Source organism: Salidesulfovibrio brasiliensis JCM 12178 (assembly GCF_001311825.1).
Taxonomy (GTDB): Bacteria; Desulfobacterota; Desulfovibrionia; order Desulfovibrionales; family Desulfovibrionaceae; genus Pseudodesulfovibrio; species Pseudodesulfovibrio brasiliensis.
The window spans coordinates 46237-66273 of record NZ_BBCB01000002.1 but is presented as its reverse complement, the minus strand read 5'-3'; the positions used below and the strand labels follow the sequence as shown (position 1 = coordinate 66273).

Sequence of the window (20037 nt, the reverse complement as noted above, 5' to 3'; positions counted from 1 at the left end):
AACCATCCTTGGAAGAGATACATGACGAAAAACAAACCGGAAATTCTGGCTCCGGCCGGTGACCGCGACTCATACCTCGCCGCAGTCGCGGCTGGGGCCGACGCGGTCTACGTGGGCCTGAAGCACTTCTCGGCCCGAATGCAGGCGAAGAACTTCTCTACCAGTGAGCTTGCCGCGCTGGCAAGCCTCGGACGCGAACGCGGCGTCAAGACCTACGTCGCCATGAACACGCTGGTCAAGCCTTCAGATGTGGAATCCGCAGGCAGGCTCATCAAGCGGCTAGCAAAAGACGTCAAGCCCGATGCGCTCATTTTTCAGGATCTTGCCCTGCCGTCCATCGCACGCCAAGCCGGATACAAGGGAGAACTGCACCTCTCCACACTGGCGAACCTCTCGAACCCGCAGCTGGCAACGGCCAAAAAAGCTCGGCATAGACCGTGTGGTGCTGCCGCGCGAACTGAACCTTGACGAGATCAAGCAGATGGCCGAGGCCTGCCCCAAAGGCATGTCGCTGGAAGTTTTTGTCCACGGCGCGCTCTGTCACTGCGTCTCTGGCCGCTGCTACTGGTCCAGCTTCCTTGGCGGCAAGAGCGGCCTGCGCGGACGCTGTGTGCAGCCCTGCCGCAGGCTCTACCGGCGCACCGAAAAGCAGGCCAAGCCCGACCGGCTGTTCTCCTGCATGGACCTGAGCCTCGATGTGCTGACCAAGCCGCTCACCTCGGTTCCCCAAGTGGCCTCCTGGAAGATCGAAGGACGCAAGAAGGGGCCGCACTACGTTTATTACACCACCAAGGCCTACACCATCCTGCGCGACAACCCGGATGCGCAGCAGAAAAAGATGGCGCAGGACCTTCTTGATTTGGCGCTCGGTCGCCCCACCAGCCACTCCGTATTCCTACCGCAGCGTCCGTTCACTCCGGTCGCGCCCGGGCAAGAGACCGGTTCCGGCAAATTCGTGGGACAGGTCAAGCGCGAGGCCAAACGCTTTTATTTCCAGACGCGAGAGGAACTCCTGCCGGGCGACCTGATCCGCATCGGCTACGAGGACCAGAAAGGGCACCGGACCATCAAGGTCCGCAAGCGCATCCCCAGACGCGGGCGCTTCGACATCATGCCCCAGAAAGGGCATCGAGGCCCGGTCGCCCCGTTCGACGCCAAGGTTTTCCTCGTGGACAGGCGCGAACCCGAGCTTGAAAAGCTCATACGCGAGCTTGCCTCGCAACTGCCCGAGACCACGGGCGAGGAACGCGAAGCACCGGAGTTCAAACCCAAGTATCCCAAACAGGTGAAAGACAAGCAGGGACGCCCCCGCGACATCTCACTGTTTCGCTCGCCGCCTTCCGGCAAAGTATTTGGTGACCCGGCCCTGTGGCTGGAGCGAGGCACGCTGCAACACGCCTCGTCCAAGTCCGCGGGACACATCACATGGTGGATGCCGCCCGTCATCTGGCCTGACGAGGAAAAACGCTGGCGCTCCATCATCCGCGAGGCCGTGCGCAAGGGAGGCCGCCGGTTCGTGCTGAACGCCCCGTGGCAGGCCGCCCTGTTTACGGACCACAAGGTGGAACTCATTGCCGGACCGTTCTGCAACGTCTCCAACCGCATGGCGCTAGGCGCGCTGGCCGACCTCGGCTTCAAGAGCGCCTTTGTGAGCCCGGAACTGCCGAGGGAGGACACCTACGCCCTGCTCAAGGGGTCGCCCTTGCCGCTCGGTATCGTCATTCGCGGTCTCTGGCCTTTCGGCATCTCCCGGATACTGGCTGAGGGCATCCGCGAAGAGGAGCCCATCAGAAGCCCCATGAACGAGGTGGCGTGGATTCGCAAACACGGCCAGAATTACTGGATATATCCGGGCTGGGAGCTCGACCTGACCGAGGAACGGCGCAATCTGGAAAAGGCGGGCTTCCGCATGTTCGTGACCATGCGCGAATTCTGGCCCAAGGCGGTTCCCAAGCCGAATCGGACCAGTACGTTCAACTGGAAAATCCAGCTTCTCTAGAAGCATCATCTCACAAGGGGTCGCAATAGCGGCCCCTTTTTTTGGTAATCCAGCATGGGCCAGCCCATGAAATCATTAGCCATTAATAATTGAAAACAAGAACTGATTCGTTAAATTTTGTGTTAATACATACTTCGTACACCGCATTCACATCATAGACTCACGGACCCACAATGAAACAATGCATAGTTTTTCTTTTTGCACTGACCATTGCGCTGACCAATGCGAGAGACGTTCATGCCCAGCCTGATTTGAAAGTCTTTACCGATGTTGAGGCACCGGCTAACTATGAGAATGTCGAAGGCGAACCTGTCGGTACAAGCGTCGACATTGTCCGGGAAATGCTCAAAAGGGCGGGACTGGAGGGAACGGTGACGCTCATGCCTTGGACGCGAGCATACGAACATGCGAAGTCAAACGGCAACGTCATGCTCTTCACGGCAGGAAAAACAAAGGAGCGGGAACAGCTCGGCTTTCATTTCATAGGGCCGGTCATTTCGAGGACGCATGCGCTCTATAAACGAAGTGGCGAAAAACTCGATGTCGAGTCGCTGGAAGACATAGCGAACAAACAAATTGTAGTGGGCGGGGTTTTGGGCGACTGGCGCACAGACTACCTGCTGAGCAAGGGCGTCAACATGGACCTCTCTACCGGTTTCGACTTGAACATCCGAAAGATCGATGCCAACCGCTACGCCCTCATCGTCAGCTCCGACATAGAAATGCCCGCACTTCTGGCCGACGAAAACCTTCCGATGGACAGCTTTGAAATGGCGCTCGTGCTGAAGAAAGCTCCAAGCTACATCATGCTCTCGAATGGAACGGACAAGGAAATACTCAATCGTCTTGATGCGGCGTATGAGGAGATGGTCGAGTCCGGGTTTCTCGACAAGGTTGCAGAGAAGTATTCCAATATCCTGGGATATGAACTGGTATTCACGCCGGGAAAAGGACTTCACCGCCCGGCTGACTAGAGAAGCGAGCGGGGCTTACCGAACCGGAAGCGGCTGCCCGGGCAGCCATTTCTCGTGGATGCGTTGAAACGTCCCGTCGCGGCGCATGGAGTTCAGAGCGGTGCGCCACTTGTCCACCATCACGGGATCGGATCCCTGTGAAAAGGCCAGATACAGGCCGACTTCCTTGAGCGTGAGCAGCGGAACGATCCCACTGGCGCTGACGTCTTCGACGAAGGAGAACCCGGCAATGCCGATGTTGCTGCTGACCATGGCTTCAATGCGGCGAGCCTTGAGCTTGACCACGTTCAGCTCACCGGCCTTGACCTCCACAAGATTCGTAAAGCCTTGTCCACGCAGGAATTCCGCCCGCGCATCACCGCGCACCACGCCAATACTCCTAAGCGTTCGCGCCTCTTCCATGGAAGTGAGCGGGGCGCGCCCTTCAAGGCCATAAATAGCCCACTTCTGCGTGATGATCGGCCCCAACCAGAAAAACATGTGTTCGCGGTCCGCGGTACGTGTCGTGGGAGCCAACAGGGTGTCGGGCTGTTCCCGGGCAATTCTGTACGCCCGTGCCCAAGGAACCACCTCAATACTCGCGTCTTCTCCAGTCCTGCGCTTCAATTCCTCGATCACATCGACGAAGATTCCGGTAAGGCGGCCGTCCTGACCGTAAAACACGGCAGGAGTAGTCTCCTCAACGACAATGGTAAGAGCACTGGAGTTCCCAGCGACAAGCAGACACATCATCACCAAAAGGCCGACAATGGCCTCACGCATCAGAACGTTCTCCCGTCCCAGCCGAAGAGATGACGCTGAATGTCGCCAAAATCAATGTAAATACGCTCGGAAGGAATATCCAGAGCGCTTTGCAGAAAGATGCAGATTTCTCTCGAAAAATCCGGGGTTTTATCCTCCGGCAGGCCGATGCTGTGTAGCTGCACGAACGCTGCTGGCTCGTGGGTTCCCCCGAAACACAACGCTTTTCCCGGATCCAGTACGGCCATGACGTACGTTTCGGGTTTGCCGAGCAGATCGGCCGCAAGACGCGATAGGGCACCAACGGTCTCCCGTATGCGGCGTTCCTCAACCTGAATGTTTGTCTCGACGCGAATAAGCGGCATCAGTCCTCCAGCAGTATGGTTCCGATAAGATAGCTCACGGCTTTTCCTGCAAGACGCACCCGGTCGCCCATGAACTCGCAGCGAAGCTCGCCACCGCGCCGGGAAGCCTGATAGGCATGAAGCGTTGTCTTGCCGAGACGATCGGCCCAGTACGGTACCAGCGCGCAGTGCGCCGAGCCGGTCACGGGGTCTTCGGGGATGCCCTCTTCAGGAACGAAGACACGGGATACGAAATCGTAATCCAACCCCGGCGCAGTGCAGATCATGCACATGCAGTCGAGCTTGGAGACCAGCCTGAAGTCAGGTTTGAGGGCCTCGATTTCCTCGCGGGAAGAAAACACGGCCATCATGTCCCGATCGTTTGCATACAACGCATCTGGACGCGCACCGAGAGCCTTGGCGACCCTTTCCGTCACCTGCATCTCATGCGGCGGCCAGGCGGGAAAGTCCATGGAAAGCCCGCCGTCCTCGTCGCGCTCCACGAAAAGACGCCCGCTCTTGGTCTCGAACACTACCACCGGGTCGCTGTACCCAAGGTATTCATACAGGACATACGCCGTGGCGAGCGTGGCGTGACCACAGAGGTCCATCTCATACTCCGGAGTGAACCAGCGCAGCTCGTAATACTCTCCCCGCTTCACGAAGAAAGCGGTCTCGGCGAGATTGTTCTCCATGGCAATGGCCTGCATCAGTTCATCACTGAGCCACTCGTACAGCGGCACCACCGCAGCCGGGTTTCCGGTAAAGAGCTTCGATGCAAAGGCATCGACCTGAAACATGTCCAGCCGCATGGGCTCCTCCTTGTGGTTTCGTTAGAATATCTGCTTGAACAGGTCGTCCCCGGCCTTGCCCGGGTCACTTGAACCGCCGGAGCCGGAGCCGACCATCTCGGTAGGCTGAGTCCCTTCCTTGAAGGGAAGGAAGTAGCTCTCCCGCGAGCCGGGACCGGCCAGCTTGCCGGTGCTGCCGTCCACTTTGGCCATGACAATGCCCTTGGGCTGGGGGAAGTCCTCATAAGGATAGTCCTCCTCGACCTGCTTGCGGTAGGCCACCCAGATGGGGCTTGCCGCGCGCGAGCCGGTCTCCCAACGACCCATGGGCTTGATTTCATCAAAGCGACGTAAACGCCGGTGACGAGATACGGCGTGTATCCCATGAACCATGCGTCCTGTTCGTTGTTGGTGGTACCGGTCTTGCCCGCCACCGGTCGCTTGAGCGCCCGGGCGCGCCAACCGGTGCCGTCGCTGACGACCTGCTTCATAAGCGTGGCCATGATATAGGCGGTCTGCGGGCTGATGGCGTCGACCACGCGGGGCTTGGAGGTATACATGTCCTCGCCCCAAGCGCTTTTGACGGACAGCACCATGCGCGGCTCGACATAGGAGCCTCCACGGGCAAACGTGCTGAAGGCCTGCACCATGTTCATCAGGCTCACGGACGCCGAGCCGAGCGCCACGGACAGGTCTTCAGGAAACTCTGATTCCAGACCGAGGGCCTGAGCACGGTTGATGATCTTACGGATGCCGAGCTTCTGGGCGATGCGGATGGTGCAGGTGTTCTTGGACTTGACCAGCGCGGTGCGAAGGAGCGTCGGCCCCTTGAAGGTGTTCTCAAAGTTTTCCGGCCGCCAGAGCTTGCCTCTTCGTCGTTGGCAAACACGATGGGCGAATCCATGACAATGCTGGCCGGGGTGAATCCGTTGTCGATGGCCGTGGAGTAGACGATGGGCTTGAAGGCCGAACCGCATTGCCTGCGAGCCTGCGTAGCCCTGTTGAACTGGCTGCGACTAAAGGAGTAGCCGCCGGAAAGCGCCACCACCTCGCCTGTGCGCGGGTCAAGGGATACAATGGCCCCCTCCACTTCCGGCTCTCGCTCAAGCGCGAGATCAACCGGCTTGGACGCCTTCTCGGGTACCTTGAGCACCGACGTCCAGATGACGTCGCCCTTCTTGAGCACCTTTCTGGCGTCATCCGGATCGCGCACCTGCTCATGCGACTTTTTGGGGTCCGGCTCGCGCACCCACCACATGCTCGCAAGCGGCACATAGCCGTCCAGCTTTCCAAAGCGGACACTGGCACCCTTCTTCTTGACGGATGTCACCACGGCCTTGACCCACTGGTCCTCTTCAAGTTCCTCGCGGGTCTGGGGGCCTTCCTCGAAAAACTCTCCGGCGTTGCCGAGAGAGATATTATCCAGCGGTCCGGTCCAGCCGCGACGCTGGGCCGAGTCCTCCAGCCCGCGCTTGAGTGCTGCGTCCGCAGCTTTCTGGTGCTTGATGTCACAGGCAGTGGTTACGGTCAGGCCGCCATTGTAGGTCACGTCCTCACCATAGCGGTCAATTAGCCAGCGGCGTACTTCTTCCAGATAATAAGGGCCGATCTCCCACGAGGGTTCGGGCATACTTGTGTATTCCAGCGGCTGGGCCACGGCCTCGTCATATTGCTCGCGTGTGATCCAGTCGTGTACAAGCATCTGCTCCAGCACGTAAAGCTGGCGACTTCTGGCCAATTCCGGGTTTCGATAGGGATTGTAGCGGCTCGGCGCCTGCGGCAGACCGGCCAGAAGCGCGGACTCGGCAATGGTCAATTCAGTGGCGTGCTTGCCGAAATACGTTCTCGCGGCCGCCTCAACGCCAAATGAATGCGCACCGAGGAAGATTTCATTCAGATAGATGGTCAGGATTTCATCCTTGGTCAGATACCGTTCCAGACGGTAGGCGAGGATGGCCTCCTTGAGCTTTCGCTCGTAACTCTTTTCGCTTGTTAAAAGCAGCCGCTTGATGATCTGCTGCGTGATGGTGCTGCCGCCCTGCTTCACCCGTCCGGCCTTCATGTTGATGACAAAGGCACGGGAGATGGCGGTCAGGTCCACGCCTTCATGCTGGTAGAAGGAGGCATCCTCAGCGGCAAGAAACGCCTTGGGCACCCAGGGGCTCATCTGATCGATGGTCACAAGGAAACGCTTCTCCTTGTAGAGATACCCGAGCACCTCGTTATCTTTGGCGTACACCGTGGTCACCAGCGGCGGATTGTAGTCGGTGATGTTCTTGAATCCCGGCAGATCCTTTGCGGCCCAGTTGTAGAGGAACACGGCACCGATGATGCCGAGAAGAACGCAGGAGATGAAGGCGATTCCGAGTATTTTGAGTATCTTCATAGTCTCTATCTAGAAGGTACGCTTGACCGGGCGCATGCCGCGTGACGGCGGCAGCCCCATGCAAGACGCAGCCTGCCGTACAGGTCGCGCACGGTGGCGGCATTGGTTTCGATAACCCGGAACATGCAGTTGATGCTCCGGCACTCCCGCCTCGCAAGGCAGGTTGGCGAATCAAACACGAGGACTTCCCCTCCGGTTATCCAGAAGGGATACAGACGGCAATAGTATGGACGCGATTCCTTGGGAATGACACATCCATTCGGACCGAGAAACCGGCAACTGCCGTCCTTGCCAAGAGCAAGTCGCACATGCGTGCCCTTGACCGGAAAAAGCTCATGCACCGCCTCGTCCTCGTTCGGGAAAAGGCGTCGCACATTGTTGATAAAGGCGCGGGAGTTGGGTTCCTGTTCGAACCCGCCGGTATCAGGCAGGACTTCGCGGATGCGCTCCTGCTCGGTGACGGACAGAGGGAAACAGACCTCTTCCTGCCCGGCTTCCAACCGGCAGCAAGTAGGCCCCTGCTGGGCGCATCTGGCGCAAACATGCGGGTCTTTTCCGCTGGTATCCGTCACGAAACTCCTGTTCCGGCGGAGTTCGGTCCGTCCGGATTACGGGTTGGCAAACCTGAGCTGGCCCTTGCCGAGCAGGTCGTGCAGGTGAACAAGCCCTGCAAGCCGCTCGTTTTCACCGACCACGGGAAGAACTGTTATCTGGTTCAGCTCCATGATGTCCAGTACCTCCGCAGCACTGTCACCGGGACGAACGCGCTTGGGATCGCGGGTCATGATCTCATCGATGCTCACGGCCTGCTGCAGCGTCCCGGCGCAGAACAGCCGCCTGACATCGCCGTCGGACAAAACACCGGCCAGGCGTCCTTCGGTATCGACCACCGCCACAAGTCCCATACGCCCTTCGTTGAGCACACGGACCGCGTCATCAACGCCGACGCCAACACCAACCACCGGCATAGCATCGGTATGCATCAGGCTGTCAACGCACATGAGCAATCGCTGCCCGAGAGAACCGCCGGGGTGAAACCGCTGGAAATCGCTCTCCTTGAAAGACTTGTGCTCCATGAGGCTCACGGCGAGGGCGTCGCCAACCGCCAGATGAGCGGTGGTGCTCGCAGTTGGCGCAAGTCCCATGGGGCAGGCCTCGCGAGGCACGCGGGCTTCGATGACGATGTCGGACAGCTCCGCCATCCTTGACCCCTGCTTGCCCACAAGGCAGACGATCGTCGCCCCTAGCGACTTGAGGGTGGGCAGGATGGCGTTGACTTCATCGGTGTTGCCGCTGTTTGAGATGGCGAGCACCACGTCCTCGTCGCGAATCATACCCATGTCGCCGTGCGCGCCCTCCACGGGATGCAGGAAAAAGGCCGGGGTCCCGGTGCTGGAGAGCGTGGCCGCAATCTTGCGGCCCACAAGGCCGGATTTGCCTACGCCGGTGATGACCACTCGCCCGGTGCAGGAGCCATGGCCTCCACCGCTTTGGTGAAACCGCCGTCAAGCTGGTCACGCACGGCTTTCAGACCGTCGATCTCGGTATCAAGGACACGCCGGGCCGTCTCGACCCACTTGCTCACACCGGCCATTGTCCCTCCTAGCAGAATTCCTTAATGATGCCCGGCACTACACCGTCACGCTCAAGGCACATCTTGCCGGTTTTGTCGCCTACCTCGACCGGGTACTCACCATTAAAGCAGGCCAGACAGTAGTCGTCTCCTTCGGAAACCGAGCTGAGCAGGCCGGGGATGGACAGGTAGTGCAACGAGTCGAGGCCGAGATAGCGGGCAATGTCGTCAACGGACGTGTTTGCAGCCAGCAGCTCGCCCTTGGACGAGAAGTCGATGCCGTAGAAACAGGGGTGCTTGATGGGCGGGCAGCTCACGCGCATGTGAATCTCCCGTGCGCCCAGTTCGCGGAGCTTTTTGACCCTCGTGCGAGTTGTGGTCCCGCGGACGATGGAGTCTTCCACGATCAGGATGCGTTTGCCCTGAATCATGCTGCGGACCGGGTTGAGCTTCACGCGCACCGAGAAGTCCCGCATGTCCTGCGAGGGCTGGATGAAGGTCCTGCCGACGTAGTGGTTGCGGATCATGACCAGCTCCAGCGGCAGGCCGGATTCCTGCGAATAGCCGACAGCCGCATAGTTCCCCGAATCCGGGAACGGCATGACGATGTCGGCGTCCACCGGAGCTTCGCGGGCCAGCACCTTGCCCATCTCCTTGCGACGCTCGTAAACCACTTCGCCGAAGACATAGGAGTCGGGGCGGGCAAAGTAGATGAGCTCGAAGATGCACTGCTTTTTGGCGCCCGGTTCCATGACCTGATGACAGGATATCTTGTTGTCCTGAATCACGACCATTTCACCAGGAGAGATGGGGCGCAGGTATTCGGCCTCAATGAGGTCGAACGCGCAGGTCTCGGAGGCCAGAACATACTTGTCGCCGAGCCTGCCGAGGGCCAGCGGCCGGAACCCGTTGGGGTCCTTGACCGCGATGAGCTTGTCGTTGGCCATCACCAGCATGGAATACGCGCCCTTGATCTTCTGGCAGGCCTTCTTGACGGCCTCTTCAACGCTGCCGGAACCGTTGAGGTTCTTGATGATAAGGTGCACGAACACTTCCGTGTCCATGGTGGTCTGGAAGATGCTGCCCTGCTCCTCAAGCTCGCGGCGCAGTTCAAAGGTGTTCACGAGGTTGCCGTTGTGGGCCACGGCCAGACGCAGGTTGCCGTGGCGCACGATGAACGGCTGAGCATTCCGAATGAGGGAGGCGCCCGTGGTGGAGTAACGGATGTGGCCCATGGCGATGTCGCCCTTGAGCTCCTTGCCGATGTGCCGCTCGTTGAAGACGTCGGGCACAAGGCCCATGCCCTTCTGCTCGCGAATCTTCATGCCGTCCCATGTCACGATGCCCGCGGACTCCTGCCCCCGGTGCTGCATGGCGTACAGACCGAAGTAGGTCATGCGCGCGGCTTCATGATGGCCGTAGATACCGAACAGTCCACAATACTCTTTCTTCATGATCGAACGTCTCCCGGCCGGTTAGCCGTAGTATTCCTGAATGCTTTTGACCACGAGGCCGGTTTCGCGGAGCTCGTAGATGGCCTGAGCCACCGCCCGCGCGCCGGACACCGTCGTGGTGTAGGGTATGTTGTAGAGCAGCGTCGCCTGTCGGATCATTTTGGAGTCGCCCACCGTCTTCTTGCCGGAAGGCGTGTTGATGACCAGATCGATTTCGCCGTTCTTGATGAGGTCGAGCACGTGCGGGCGCTGGTCCTCATGGACCTTGTAGACCCGCTTGACCTCGATGCCCTTCTCTTCAAGGAAATCGGCGGTTCCGCCGGTGGCCACGATGGTGAAGCCCATGGCCGCGAAGTCCTTGATGGTCAGGACGACCTTGTTCTTGTCCCAGTCGTTGACCGAGACGAACACGCTGCCGCCCGTGGGCAACTTCTGGCCCGCCGCAAGCTGCGACTTCATGTAGGCCAGCCCGAAGCTCTCGTCGATGCCCATGACCTCGCCGGTGGAACGCATCTCGGGTCCCAGCAGCACGTCCACGTTGGGGAAGCGGTTGAACGGGAACACGGACTCCTTGATGGAAATGTGTCCCTTCTTGCGCATCTCGCGCGGCTTCAGGTCCTTGAGCTTTTCGCCCATCATCACGCGGGTGGCGAGCTTGGCCATGGGAACGGCCGTGGCCTTGGACACGAAGGGAACCGTGCGCGAAGCCCTCGGGTTGACTTCGATGACGTACACCTCGTCATCCTTGATGGCGTACTGCACGTTCATCAGGCCGACCACGCCGAGTTCAAGGGCCATGGCCCGGGTCTGGCGTTCAATCTCACGCACCAGCTCGGGCGAGAGGCTGTACGGGGGCAGGACCGAAGCGGAGTCGCCGGAGTGGATGCCCGCCTCCTCGATGTGCTCCATCACGCCGCCGATGTACACCTCCTCGCCGTCGCAGAGCGCGTCCACGTCGACTTCGACAGCGTATTCAAGGAACTTGTCGATGAGGGTCGGGTGCTCGGGAGAAACCAGCGCGGACTCGCGGAAGTAGCGCTCGAAGTCTTCCATGCCATAGACGATGTCCATGCCGCGTCCGCCAAGAACGTAGGACGGGCGAAGAACCAGCGGGAAGTCGAGCTTTTCGGCGATCTCGCGCGCCTCGACCATACTCATGGCCGTACCGTTCGGCGGCTGTTTGAGATGCAGCTTGTTGAGGAGCTGCTTGAAGCGTTCCCGGTCTTCGGCGCGGTCGATGGCGTCCGGGGAGGTGCCTATAAGGGGCACCCCGGCGTTCATGAGACGGATGGCGAGGTTCAGCGGGGTCTGGCCGCCGAACTGCACGATAACGCCGTCAGGCTGCTCGAAGTCGATGATGTTCATCACATCCTCGAAAGTCAGCGGCTCGAAGTACAGGCGGTCGGAGGTGTCGTAGTCGGTGGACACCGTCTCCGGGTTGGAGTTGACCATGATGGATTTGATGCCAAGCTCCCTAAGCATGAACGAGGAGTGGCAGCAGCAGTAGTCGAATTCGATGCCCTGCCCGATACGGTTGGGGCCGCCGCCGAGAATGACGATTTTCTTGCCTTCGGCGGGCCGGATTTCGTCTCCTGTCTCATAGGTGGAATAATAGTAAGGAGTATAGGCCTCGAATTCTGCCGCGCAGGTATCAACGAGATAGTACGTGGGCCGAATGCCCAGTTTGTTGCGCAGGCTGCGGATGGAATCCTCGGAGCGTTTCCACATGGCGGCGAGCTGCACATCGGAGTAGCCGTATTCCTTGGCCTTGCGCAGAAGTTCCGGCAGTTCCGGGTTGTCCGTCTCAAGCCCTTCCTTGAGGCCGAACTCGACAAGGCGCTTTTCCATGTCGAGAAGGTCCACGAACTGGCCGAGGAACCAGGGGTCGATCCAAGTGGCTTCCTGCACTTCCTCCAGCGTCATGCCGCAGCGAAGCGCGTTGCGAACCGCAAAAATCCGCTGGGAGTTGGGCTTGCGCAACAGGCCGAGCAGTTCCTCGCGGTCAATGTCGCAGTGCTCGAAGCGTTTGCCAAGTCCGACGTGACCGGTCTCCAGCGAACGCAGGCCTTTCTGAAGCGCTTCCTTGAACGTGCGGCCAATGGCCATGGTTTCACCCACGGACTTCATGGCCGTGGTCAGGTAGTCCTCGGCACCGGGGAACTTCTCGAAGGTGAAACGGGGTATCTTGATCACGCAGTAGTCGATGGCCGGCTCGAAGCTGGCCATGGTCTCGCGGGTGATGTCGTTGGGAATCTCGTCCAGCGTATAGCCCACGGCGAGCTTTGCGGCGATCTTGGCGATGGGGAAGCCGGTGGCCTTGGACGCCAGCGCGGAGGAACGGGACACGCGCGGGTTCATCTCGATGACGATGAGGTCGCCGTTTTCCGGGTTGACCGCGAACTGCACGTTGGAGCCGCCGGTCTCGACGCCGATCTCGCGCATGATCGCCAGCGAGGCGTCGCGCATCTTCTGGTATTCGTCGTCAGTGAGCGTCTGGGCGGGTGCCACGGTAACGGAGTCGCCGGTATGCACGCCCATGGGGTCGAGGTTTTCGATGGAGCAGATGATCACGCAGTTGTCGTTGCGGTCGCGCATGACCTCCAGCTCGTATTCTTTCCAGCCGAGGATAGACTCCTCGAGCATGACCTCGCTCTGCATGCTGGCGGCAATGCCCTGCGAGGCGATGTCCACCAGTTCTTCCATGTTGTAGGCTACGCCGCCGCCGGTTCCACCAAGGGTGAAAGCGGGACGGATGATTATGGGGAAGCTGAGGCGTTGCCCGATCTCGCGGACTTGCTCGACGGTTCGGGCAATGCCGCTCTGGGGCACGTGCAGGCCGATGTTCTCCATGGCCTTGCGGAAAAGTTCACGGCTCTCGGCCTTCTGGATCGCTTCGAGGTCGGCACCGATCAGCTCGACGCCACATTCCTCAAGAACGCCCATCTCGGCGACACCGAGAGCGGTGTTCAGTCCGGTCTGTCCACCAAGGGTGGGCAGCAATGCGTCCGGCCTTTCCTTTCGGATGATTCGTGCAACGGTTTCAGGCTCGATAGGCTCAATGTATGTTCGGTCGGCTAGCTCGGGGTCCGTCATGATGGACGCCGGGTTGGAGTTCACCAGAACGACCTCGTACCCCTCTTCCTTGAGGGCCTTGAGGGCCTGGGTTCCGGAATAGTCGAATTCGCAGGCCTGACCGATAACGATCGGTCCGGAGCCTATAAGCATGATCTTCTTCAGGTCGGTACGTTTGGGCATGGACTCACCAAAGTGGTTGAAGGTTTGTCACTGGCGGGACCGCACCCCGTCGGGCGGGTGCGCGTTTCATATCGTCTTATGCCTTGAAACGCAACGGTCAATCGTCCCCTCCTCTGCGGAAGCCCGACAAAGTCTTTTCAAAATCGCCCCACATTTGCCGTTGACAAGATGGAGGCTGATAATTATTTTCAGTCTCACCAAGAGGGACAAAACAGCATGACACCAAAGCCACTGACTGATTATCCGGCCGGTTCAACGGTCACCGTTTCCGAAATCTGCGGCGGGTGCAAGGCCCGTTCGAGGATGCTTGCGCTCGGCCTGACGCCGGGATGCCCCGTGGAGATTCTCTCCGACGGCGGCGGACCCAAGCGTATCCGCGTGCGCGGCTGCGAAGTCGTGATGGGCCACGGCGAGTGCGAAAAGATTCTCGCGCTCGACGGAGAACGCGGCTGCCCCATCTGCAAGTGCGTCAGCGCAAGCGGATAACCCTTCCCTTTTTCCGCATTTACAGTACAATGCGGATATGAATACCAATAACTCGACTCCACGCCCGCTTGTCGGCATCAGCGCCTGCCTGCTGGGCGAAAACGTACGTTACAACGGCGGGCATCAGCGTGACCGCTACATCTGCGACACTCTGGCCAATTTTGTGGATTTCCTGCCGGTCTGCCCGGAAGTGGGAACAGGCATGGGCATTCCACGCGAACCTGTCCGACTGGTGGGCGACCTCGACAACCCGAGACTCGTGGGCCGCGAATCCGGAGAAGACTGGTCCGAGCGAATGGATTCGTGGAGCGCAAAAAAACTGGACGCACTGACCGAAGAACCAATCTGCGCGTTCATCTTCAAGGCCAAATCCCCTTCCAGCGGCATGCGGCAGGTCAAGGTCTATCCGCCCGAAGGCGGCCAGCCGCGCTACAACGGTGTGGGGTTCTTTGCCGCCCGCTTCATGCAGCGCTTTCCCATGTTACCCGTCGAGGATGACGGCCGCCTGCACGACGCGGTCATCCGCGAGAATTTCATTTCGCGCCTGTTCACCTTCAACCGCTGGCTGGAGCTGCTCTCCGGGCCGCAGACCGTGGGCGCGCTCGTGGACTTTCACACCCGGCACAAGCTCTTGCTCATGTCGCACAATGTGGAAGCCTACCGCCGCCTCGGCAAGCTCGTGGCCCACGCCAAAGAGCAGCCTCTGGAAGACGCCATCGCCCAGTACGGCGAAGAGCTTTTCAGCGCAATGCAGCTCAAGGCCACGCCCAAGAAGCACTCCAACGTGCTGCAGCACGTCATGGGCTACTTCAAACGCCAGCTCACACCGGATGAAAAACAGGAATGTGTCGAGATCATTGACGCTTACAGGAACGGCCTCGTTCCGCTCATAGTGCCGGTAACACTCCTGAACCACTATGTCCGCAAGTATGATAACGAATACCTGCAGCAACAGGTCTACATGCATCCGCATCCGCTGGAGCTCAAGTTGCGCAATCAGGTTTGAATACAGACAGCCACAACAGCAAAGCCTCCGCACCGTTCTACGATGCGGAGGCTTTTTCTTTCAGGTTCTCTAACTATCCTCAGGCAGATATGTCGCTGCCCTGCCGGACCACATCCGGGTCCCAGACGAACTCCTTGTACTTCTGCCTGAAGAACAGGGAATAGAGCACGGGGCAGAGCACCAGCGTAAGGATGGTGGCGACGGCCAGCCCGGACATGATGCAGTTGGCCATGGGCCGCCACATCTCCCCGCCCTGCAACGAGAGCGGCACCATGCCGATGATGGTCGTTGTGGCAGTCATTATGATGGGCCGCGCGCGCTCCATGGCCGCCAGCACGATGCTGTCTCTGGTCGGAATCCCCCTGCTCCGCTGTATCTCGATCCTGTCTATGAGCATGATCGCGTTATTCACGATGATGCCGAGGAGCGAGATCATGCCGAGCATGGGCATGAAGCCGAACGGTGCGTTGGTGGCAAGCATCCCGGCGGTAATGCCGCACATCATGGGCGGCAGGGTCAGCAGGATGATGAGCGGACGGCGCACGGAGTTGAACTGGAAGATCAAGACCAGCACCAGCAACCCCATGGCGAGCGGCATGTTGGCGTTGATGGCCTCCTGCGACTCCACGCTCTTCTCGAACTCGCCACCGTACTCGACGGTATACCCGAGAGGCCAGTCGGAACCGCTCATGAGTTTCTCGACCTCGGGCCTGACCTCGCCAAGAATGGAGAGCGCAAAGAATCCTTCCGCCACATCGGCCTTGATGGTCATGGTCCGCGTCTGGTCCCTGCGCCGGATGTCCGAAGGCTGCCAGTCCAGCTTGGTGGTGGCGATCTGGCTGAGCGGCACGCTCTTGCCCGTGTCATAGGAATAGACGTTCAGACCATCCAGACGCTCCAACTGGCCGCTGACCTCGTTGTTACGAAGCAGGATGGGAATGACCGTATCCCCGTCGCGGTATTCGGAGGCACGCAGTCCGCTCATGCTGGTCTGCAAACTCACGGCCACGTCAAAGCTGGACAGGCCCGCTTCGCGCGCCTTTTCCTGATCGACCTTGACCTTCATCTTCTTGGTCCACTGGCCCCAGTCGTCCCATACGCGGGTCACACCCGCCTTGGACTCCACAATGGCGGCGATGCGGTCACGCAGTCTGTAAAGCGTGCGGATATCCGGACCGGAAAGACGAATCTGCAGCGGCGCCCCCACAGGCGGGCCGTTCATGAGCTTCTTGAGGCTGAAGTCCGCGTCGGGAAACTCATTCATCAGGGCCGTCCGGGTGCGGTCAATGACCTTGTCCACGGCCTCGACGCTGACGGTGTTCACGATGAACGTAGCGAGGTTGTCGTTTTTCTGCTCAAGGTTAAGCGGCAGGTACCAGCGGGGTCCACCGTGGCCCACAAAGGTTCCAACGCTGTCCACGCCCTCGTCAGCAAGGAGAATGTCTTCCAGACGCCCGGCACGATCGGCCGTGGCCGTGATGTCAGTTCCATATGGCTGCCAGAAGTCGATGGTGAACTGGGCGCGCTCGTTGGGCGGAAAGAACATCTTGGGCACGAACTTGAAGCCCCATATTGCCACCGCACAACACAGAAGCACGGCCACCAGAAACGCCGGACGGTGCCGCAGGCAGGCCAGCAGGAATTTCCGATAGGCCACATACAGGCGACTGGTATAGGTCTGGATCGTCACTTTGGGTTTGAGAAAGTAGTAACACATCATTGGCACCATACTCATGGACAACCCCCATGAGCATAGAAGCGTGAGGGAAACGACCACGAACAGGGAGAAGCAGAATTCGCCGGTGGCGTTCTCCGCCAGCGGAATGGGCAGGAACGCGAATACCGTGGTCAGCGATGCGGCCAGAAGCGGCATCCACAGCTCTCTCACAGCCTCTATCACCGCTTTAAGCCGTTCCTCTCCCGACGCCAGCCGCACAAGAATCGCCTCCGAGACCACCACACCGTTGTCTACCAGAATCCCGAGTGAAATAATCAATGAAGCAATGGAGATGCGTTGCAGGGCGACATCAAAGTACGGCATCAGGCCGATGCAACCGAGCATGGCCATGGGCACCAGCGACCCGGCGATGAGCCCGGTACGCAGCCCCGCGAACAACAGGATCACGACGACAACGAACACGAATGATTCCAGAAGGTTTATCATGAAGTCAGTGATGGCGACATCCACGTATTCGGGCTGAAACACGAGGATCTCTGTTTCGAGACCGTGGTAGAGCGTGGACTGCAACGCTTCGAGCCGCTTGGTGATGCGACCGCCGAGATCGGTTATTTTTCCGCCGTCGGCCATGGATACAGCGAGGAAAACGCACCGCTCGCCATTGTAACGGGTCATGGTCGTGGGCGGATCCACGTAGTCCCTCTTTATGGTCGCCACGTCGGCCAGACGTGTTGACCCCTTGTCGCCAGCAGCACGCATGGACAGAGAATAGATGTCGCCCACATCCTTGAATTCGCCGGTGGGCTCAATAACGATGCGCTCAGGCCCCACCTTGGCGGAGCCGCTTGGCTGAATGGTGTTCTGGTGGTCGATGATCTGCGCCAGAGCGAACGGACTCACTCCTGCCGCAGCCATGCGGGAGTTGGAGAATTCCACGAAAATACGCTCTGCCTGCGTGCCCCACAGCTCGACCTTGCCCACGTCCTCGACCTTGAGCAGTTGGTCGCGAAGGTCATCGGCCGTATCCTTGAGTTCGCGGTAGGAAAAGCCGTCCCCGGTCAGCGCGATGACTATGCCGAACACATCGCCGAACTCGTCATTGACCATGGGCGTTGCAGCCTCGGCGGGCAGATTCGGCCCGGCATCGTCAACTTTATTGCGAAGCTGCTGCCAGACCGGCTCTACCTCTTTGACGCGATCAAACAGTTCCACTTCGATAATGGACAGGCCGGTCATTGATTGTGACCTGACAACCTTCACATCGCTTATTTCCCGGATTTCTTCTTCCAACTTGTCGGTGACGAGCTCCTCCACCCGCTGGGGAGAGGCACCGGGGAACTGCGTCATGACAAGCGCCTGCCGGATGGTAAAGTCCGGGTCTTCATCCTTTGCGATGTTGAAAAACGTCAGGACCCCACCCAGCGCAATCAACAGAAACAGGGCTATGGAGGTCCGGTTGTTTTCGATGCACCACTTGGCGAGATTCACGCTATGCCTCCTCGCCGCTGCGCTGATAACGAACCTTCAACCCTTCGTGAAGGGAATGAACACCGCGGGTAACAACGACATCCCCTTCCTTCAGCCCCTCAAGCACTTCAATTCCACGGTCTGTAAGCTCGCCGATGGCGACCCTTTGCTTGGAAACGGTGTCATCCTTCGGGTTAACCACCCAAACGCTACGGGTTCCATCAACCTCTCCGACAACCGCTGCAGCGGGAACATACACGTTGGCCTGCTCCGTGTTCTTGCCCTTGAAACTCACAGTACCGGACATACCGCTGCGCACGAGCTTTTCGGAGTTGTCGAGATAGACCTTGACCGGGTAAGTGGACCCCTTGGTGGACTGTACGCCGACCTCCATCACCCTGCCCTTCATGATCTTACCGGGGATAGCGTCAAAGCTGACTTCGACCTCGTCGCCCTCGTTAACGTGCGTGATGAGAATGTCCGGAACCGAGACGTACATTTTCATCTGACGCCCGGCATTGAAGGAAACAACGGCCTGACCGGATGAAACGTTCTGATGAATGTCAGCCATGACGCTACCGATCCAACCGTTGAACGGAGCCTCAAGGACCGTGTAGGTCAGTTGCTTGCGGGCGATGTCCAGTTTTTTTGCCGAAGCGCTGAGCTGGGCCTTATTGGACTGGAAATCCGCCTCGGCCTGATCGAGTTCGCTTTTCGAAATCACCTTGCGGTCATAAAGCTGGCGGATTCGCTTCACATCCGCCTCCGCGCGGATGTAAGACGCGCGAATCTGCTCCATATTGGCCTTGGCCTGCCGCAGTTCAAGCTCGTAATCGGAAGGGTCAAGCCGGGCGATCACCTCACCCTTGCTGAACTTCTTCCCGATCTGGTTGCCGGGGAAATCAACAATCTTGCCGCCCACGCGAAAAGAAAGATCTGTTTCAAGCGCATCCTCTGCCGTCCCGGCAAACGACCAAAGCTTGCCCACTCCACCGGACTGAACCACAGCCGTCTTGACCGGACGGACAGGCTCCTCGACCGCTGCAGGCTTGCCGTTGCAACCGACGAGGATGGCAAAAAGGAACAGGCAACATGCGATACGTTTCATTATACACTCTCCATGGGCAGGCCGAGATAGCCCGCCGCTCTTTTACTTAACACTGACGCCAGCTTTTCAACTTCGGCAGGGCCGTAGCCGTCCCAGCCGAGCCTTTGCGTGATGAGGTCGCGCCCTTCCAGAAATTTGACCAGCATGCCGATGATGCCATGCACGGTGATGACAACCTCCTCGGGTTCAGTGCCTTCAGGAAGCACACCGGATACCAGCGCCCGGAGAGAGTGGAACGAAGGGTTGAAAAACTCGTCGAGAAGAAAAGCAAACTCCTCGGAAGGCTGGGCCAGCTCGCGGGAAATGATGAACGCGGGCCAGACGTGGTCCGGGTTACCGATGAGGCCGCGTACCATACGGCCCACATACCATTTAACGCATTCGGCCTGCTTGACGGGGTCATTGTCGGCATCCTTCAGTCGCGTGAGGACATACTCCTCAGCAGGAAATATCTCCGGCTGGACCGCAATAATTGTCTCGATTATGGCGCGGTAGAGCCCGGCTTTGCTGCCGAAGTGGTAATTGACTGTACTGAGGTTGACGCCTGCCTCGCTGACAAGCTGACGCATGCTGACGCCATGGAACCCCGTTGTCCCAAAAAGCCGCGCCCCGACTTCAAGAAGCACCTTGCGGGTTTCTTCACCCTGTTCTCTTCTGCTTCGTATTCGTTCCCGTTCCATTCTAAGCTCCTGTATCAACTCGGTCGCTTTAGCGGCCCGCTTTGTTGAAGGAGCAACCAATACCCCAGCCAAACATCCAAGTCAAACGTTCGTTC

At 59.1% G+C, this 20037-nt stretch carries 14 protein-coding genes and 2 pseudogenes; 4 read left to right on the top strand and 12 right to left on the bottom strand.

The genetic code is table 11. From position 1 onward, the window contains the following. The first annotated feature begins 21 nt into the window (after positions 1-21). Both JCM12178_RS01475 and JCM12178_RS01470 read left to right on the top strand, forming a co-directional pair. Positions 22-1999, top strand: a pseudogene (locus JCM12178_RS01475) (peptidase U32 family protein). A 173-nt stretch (positions 2000-2172) separates the two neighbouring features. Continuing rightward, a complete protein-coding gene (locus JCM12178_RS01470; protein ID WP_054648201.1) occupies positions 2173-2973 on the top strand; it encodes a substrate-binding periplasmic protein in 801 nt (266 codons plus the stop codon). 15 nt (positions 2974-2988) lie between these two features. Here JCM12178_RS01470 and JCM12178_RS01465 read toward each other — a convergent pair whose 3' ends face one another. The 9 genes and pseudogenes from JCM12178_RS01465 to carB all read right to left on the bottom strand — a co-directional run bounded on the left by JCM12178_RS01465 (position 2989) and on the right by carB (position 13517). Continuing rightward, positions 2989-3735: a substrate-binding periplasmic protein gene (locus JCM12178_RS01465; protein WP_054648200.1), complete on the bottom strand. Its 747-nt coding sequence runs from the start codon at positions 3733-3735 to the stop codon at positions 2989-2991. Next, positions 3735-4079 carry a phenylpyruvate tautomerase MIF-related protein gene (locus tag JCM12178_RS01460; RefSeq protein ID WP_054648199.1) on the bottom strand — a complete coding sequence of 115 codons (345 nt, stop codon included), beginning with the start codon at positions 4077-4079 and terminating at the stop codon, positions 3735-3737. The genes JCM12178_RS01465 and JCM12178_RS01460 overlap by 1 nt, the downstream gene beginning before the upstream one ends. Next, a complete protein-coding gene (locus JCM12178_RS01455; protein ID WP_054648198.1) occupies positions 4079-4870 on the bottom strand; it encodes a PhzF family phenazine biosynthesis protein in 792 nt (263 codons plus the stop codon). The genes JCM12178_RS01460 and JCM12178_RS01455 overlap by 1 nt, the downstream gene beginning before the upstream one ends. A gap of 21 nt (positions 4871-4891) precedes the next feature. Next, positions 4892-7235 (bottom strand): annotated as a pseudogene (locus tag JCM12178_RS01450) (penicillin-binding protein 1A). Positions 7236-7240: 5 nt separating this feature from the next. After that, positions 7241-7807 (bottom strand): YkgJ family cysteine cluster protein, encoded by a 567-nt coding sequence (locus JCM12178_RS01445; protein WP_369404442.1) that lies wholly within the window; start codon positions 7805-7807, stop codon positions 7241-7243. A 36-nt stretch (positions 7808-7843) separates the two neighbouring features. Continuing rightward, positions 7844-8692 (bottom strand): KpsF/GutQ family sugar-phosphate isomerase, encoded by an 849-nt coding sequence (locus tag JCM12178_RS01440; RefSeq protein ID WP_439646678.1) that lies wholly within the window; start codon positions 8690-8692, stop codon positions 7844-7846. Beyond that, positions 8674-8829, bottom strand: a complete 156-nt coding sequence (locus tag JCM12178_RS21185) for a hypothetical protein (RefSeq protein ID WP_439646677.1) — start codon at positions 8827-8829, stop codon at positions 8674-8676. Before JCM12178_RS21185 ends, JCM12178_RS01440 begins: the two co-directional genes overlap by 19 nt. Before the next feature lie 8 nt (positions 8830-8837). Further along, on the bottom strand, positions 8838-10262 hold the full coding sequence (gene purF, locus JCM12178_RS01435) for an amidophosphoribosyltransferase (protein WP_054648197.1): 1425 nt from the start codon (positions 10260-10262) through the stop codon (positions 8838-8840). A gap of 21 nt (positions 10263-10283) precedes the next feature. After that, a complete protein-coding gene (gene carB / locus JCM12178_RS01430; RefSeq protein ID WP_054648196.1) occupies positions 10284-13517 on the bottom strand; it encodes a carbamoyl-phosphate synthase large subunit in 3234 nt (1077 codons plus the stop codon). Positions 13518-13733: 216 nt separating this feature from the next. On the opposite strand from carB, the gene JCM12178_RS01425 reads away from it, so the two are divergent. Then, positions 13734-14003: a FeoA family protein gene (locus JCM12178_RS01425; RefSeq protein ID WP_054648195.1), complete on the top strand. Its 270-nt coding sequence runs from the start codon at positions 13734-13736 to the stop codon at positions 14001-14003. Between the two features lie 37 nt (positions 14004-14040). After that, positions 14041-15009 (top strand): YbgA family protein, encoded by a 969-nt coding sequence (locus JCM12178_RS01420; protein WP_054648194.1) that lies wholly within the window; start codon positions 14041-14043, stop codon positions 15007-15009. Between the two features lie 79 nt (positions 15010-15088). On the opposite strand, the gene JCM12178_RS01415 is transcribed toward JCM12178_RS01420, so the two are convergent. The 3 genes from JCM12178_RS01415 to JCM12178_RS01405 are packed head-to-tail and all read right to left on the bottom strand — an operon-like array spanning position 15089 to position 19942. Further along, positions 15089-18175, bottom strand: a complete 3087-nt coding sequence (locus tag JCM12178_RS01415) for an efflux RND transporter permease subunit (protein WP_054648193.1) — start codon at positions 18173-18175, stop codon at positions 15089-15091. A gap of 1 nt (position 18176) precedes the next feature. Next, on the bottom strand, positions 18177-19262 hold the full coding sequence (locus JCM12178_RS01410; RefSeq protein ID WP_054648192.1) for an efflux RND transporter periplasmic adaptor subunit: 1086 nt from the start codon (positions 19260-19262) through the stop codon (positions 18177-18179). Next, entirely contained in the window at positions 19262-19942 is a 681-nt protein-coding gene (locus JCM12178_RS01405; RefSeq protein WP_054648191.1) for a CerR family C-terminal domain-containing protein, read from the bottom strand. Before JCM12178_RS01405 ends, JCM12178_RS01410 begins: the two co-directional genes overlap by 1 nt. Positions 19943-20037: the final 95 nt, after the last annotated feature.

Bases quoted from the DNA above. Each gene is read 5' to 3' on its own strand.
- JCM12178_RS01405 (WP_054648191.1), bottom strand. From the start codon at position 19,942: ATGGAACGGGAACGAATACGAAGCAGAAGAGAACAGGGTGAAGAAACC.
- JCM12178_RS21185 (WP_439646677.1), bottom strand. From the start codon at position 8,829: ATGGCCGGTGTGAGCAAGTGGGTCGAGACGGCCCGGCGTGTCCTTGAT.
- JCM12178_RS01465 (WP_054648200.1), bottom strand. From the start codon at position 3,735: ATGCGTGAGGCCATTGTCGGCCTTTTGGTGATGATGTGTCTGCTTGTC.
- JCM12178_RS01460 (WP_054648199.1), bottom strand. From the start codon at position 4,079: ATGCCGCTTATTCGCGTCGAGACAAACATTCAGGTTGAGGAACGCCGC.
- JCM12178_RS01470 (WP_054648201.1), top strand. From the start codon at position 2,173: ATGAAACAATGCATAGTTTTTCTTTTTGCACTGACCATTGCGCTGACC.
- purF (WP_054648197.1), bottom strand. From the start codon at position 10,262: ATGAAGAAAGAGTATTGTGGACTGTTCGGTATCTACGGCCATCATGAA.
- JCM12178_RS01455 (WP_054648198.1), bottom strand. From the start codon at position 4,870: ATGCGGCTGGACATGTTTCAGGTCGATGCCTTTGCATCGAAGCTCTTT.
- JCM12178_RS01410 (WP_054648192.1), bottom strand. From the start codon at position 19,262: ATGAAACGTATCGCATGTTGCCTGTTCCTTTTTGCCATCCTCGTCGGT.
- JCM12178_RS01420 (WP_054648194.1), top strand. From the start codon at position 14,041: ATGAATACCAATAACTCGACTCCACGCCCGCTTGTCGGCATCAGCGCC.
- carB (WP_054648196.1), bottom strand. From the start codon at position 13,517: ATGCCCAAACGTACCGACCTGAAGAAGATCATGCTTATAGGCTCCGGA.
- JCM12178_RS01425 (WP_054648195.1), top strand. From the start codon at position 13,734: ATGACACCAAAGCCACTGACTGATTATCCGGCCGGTTCAACGGTCACC.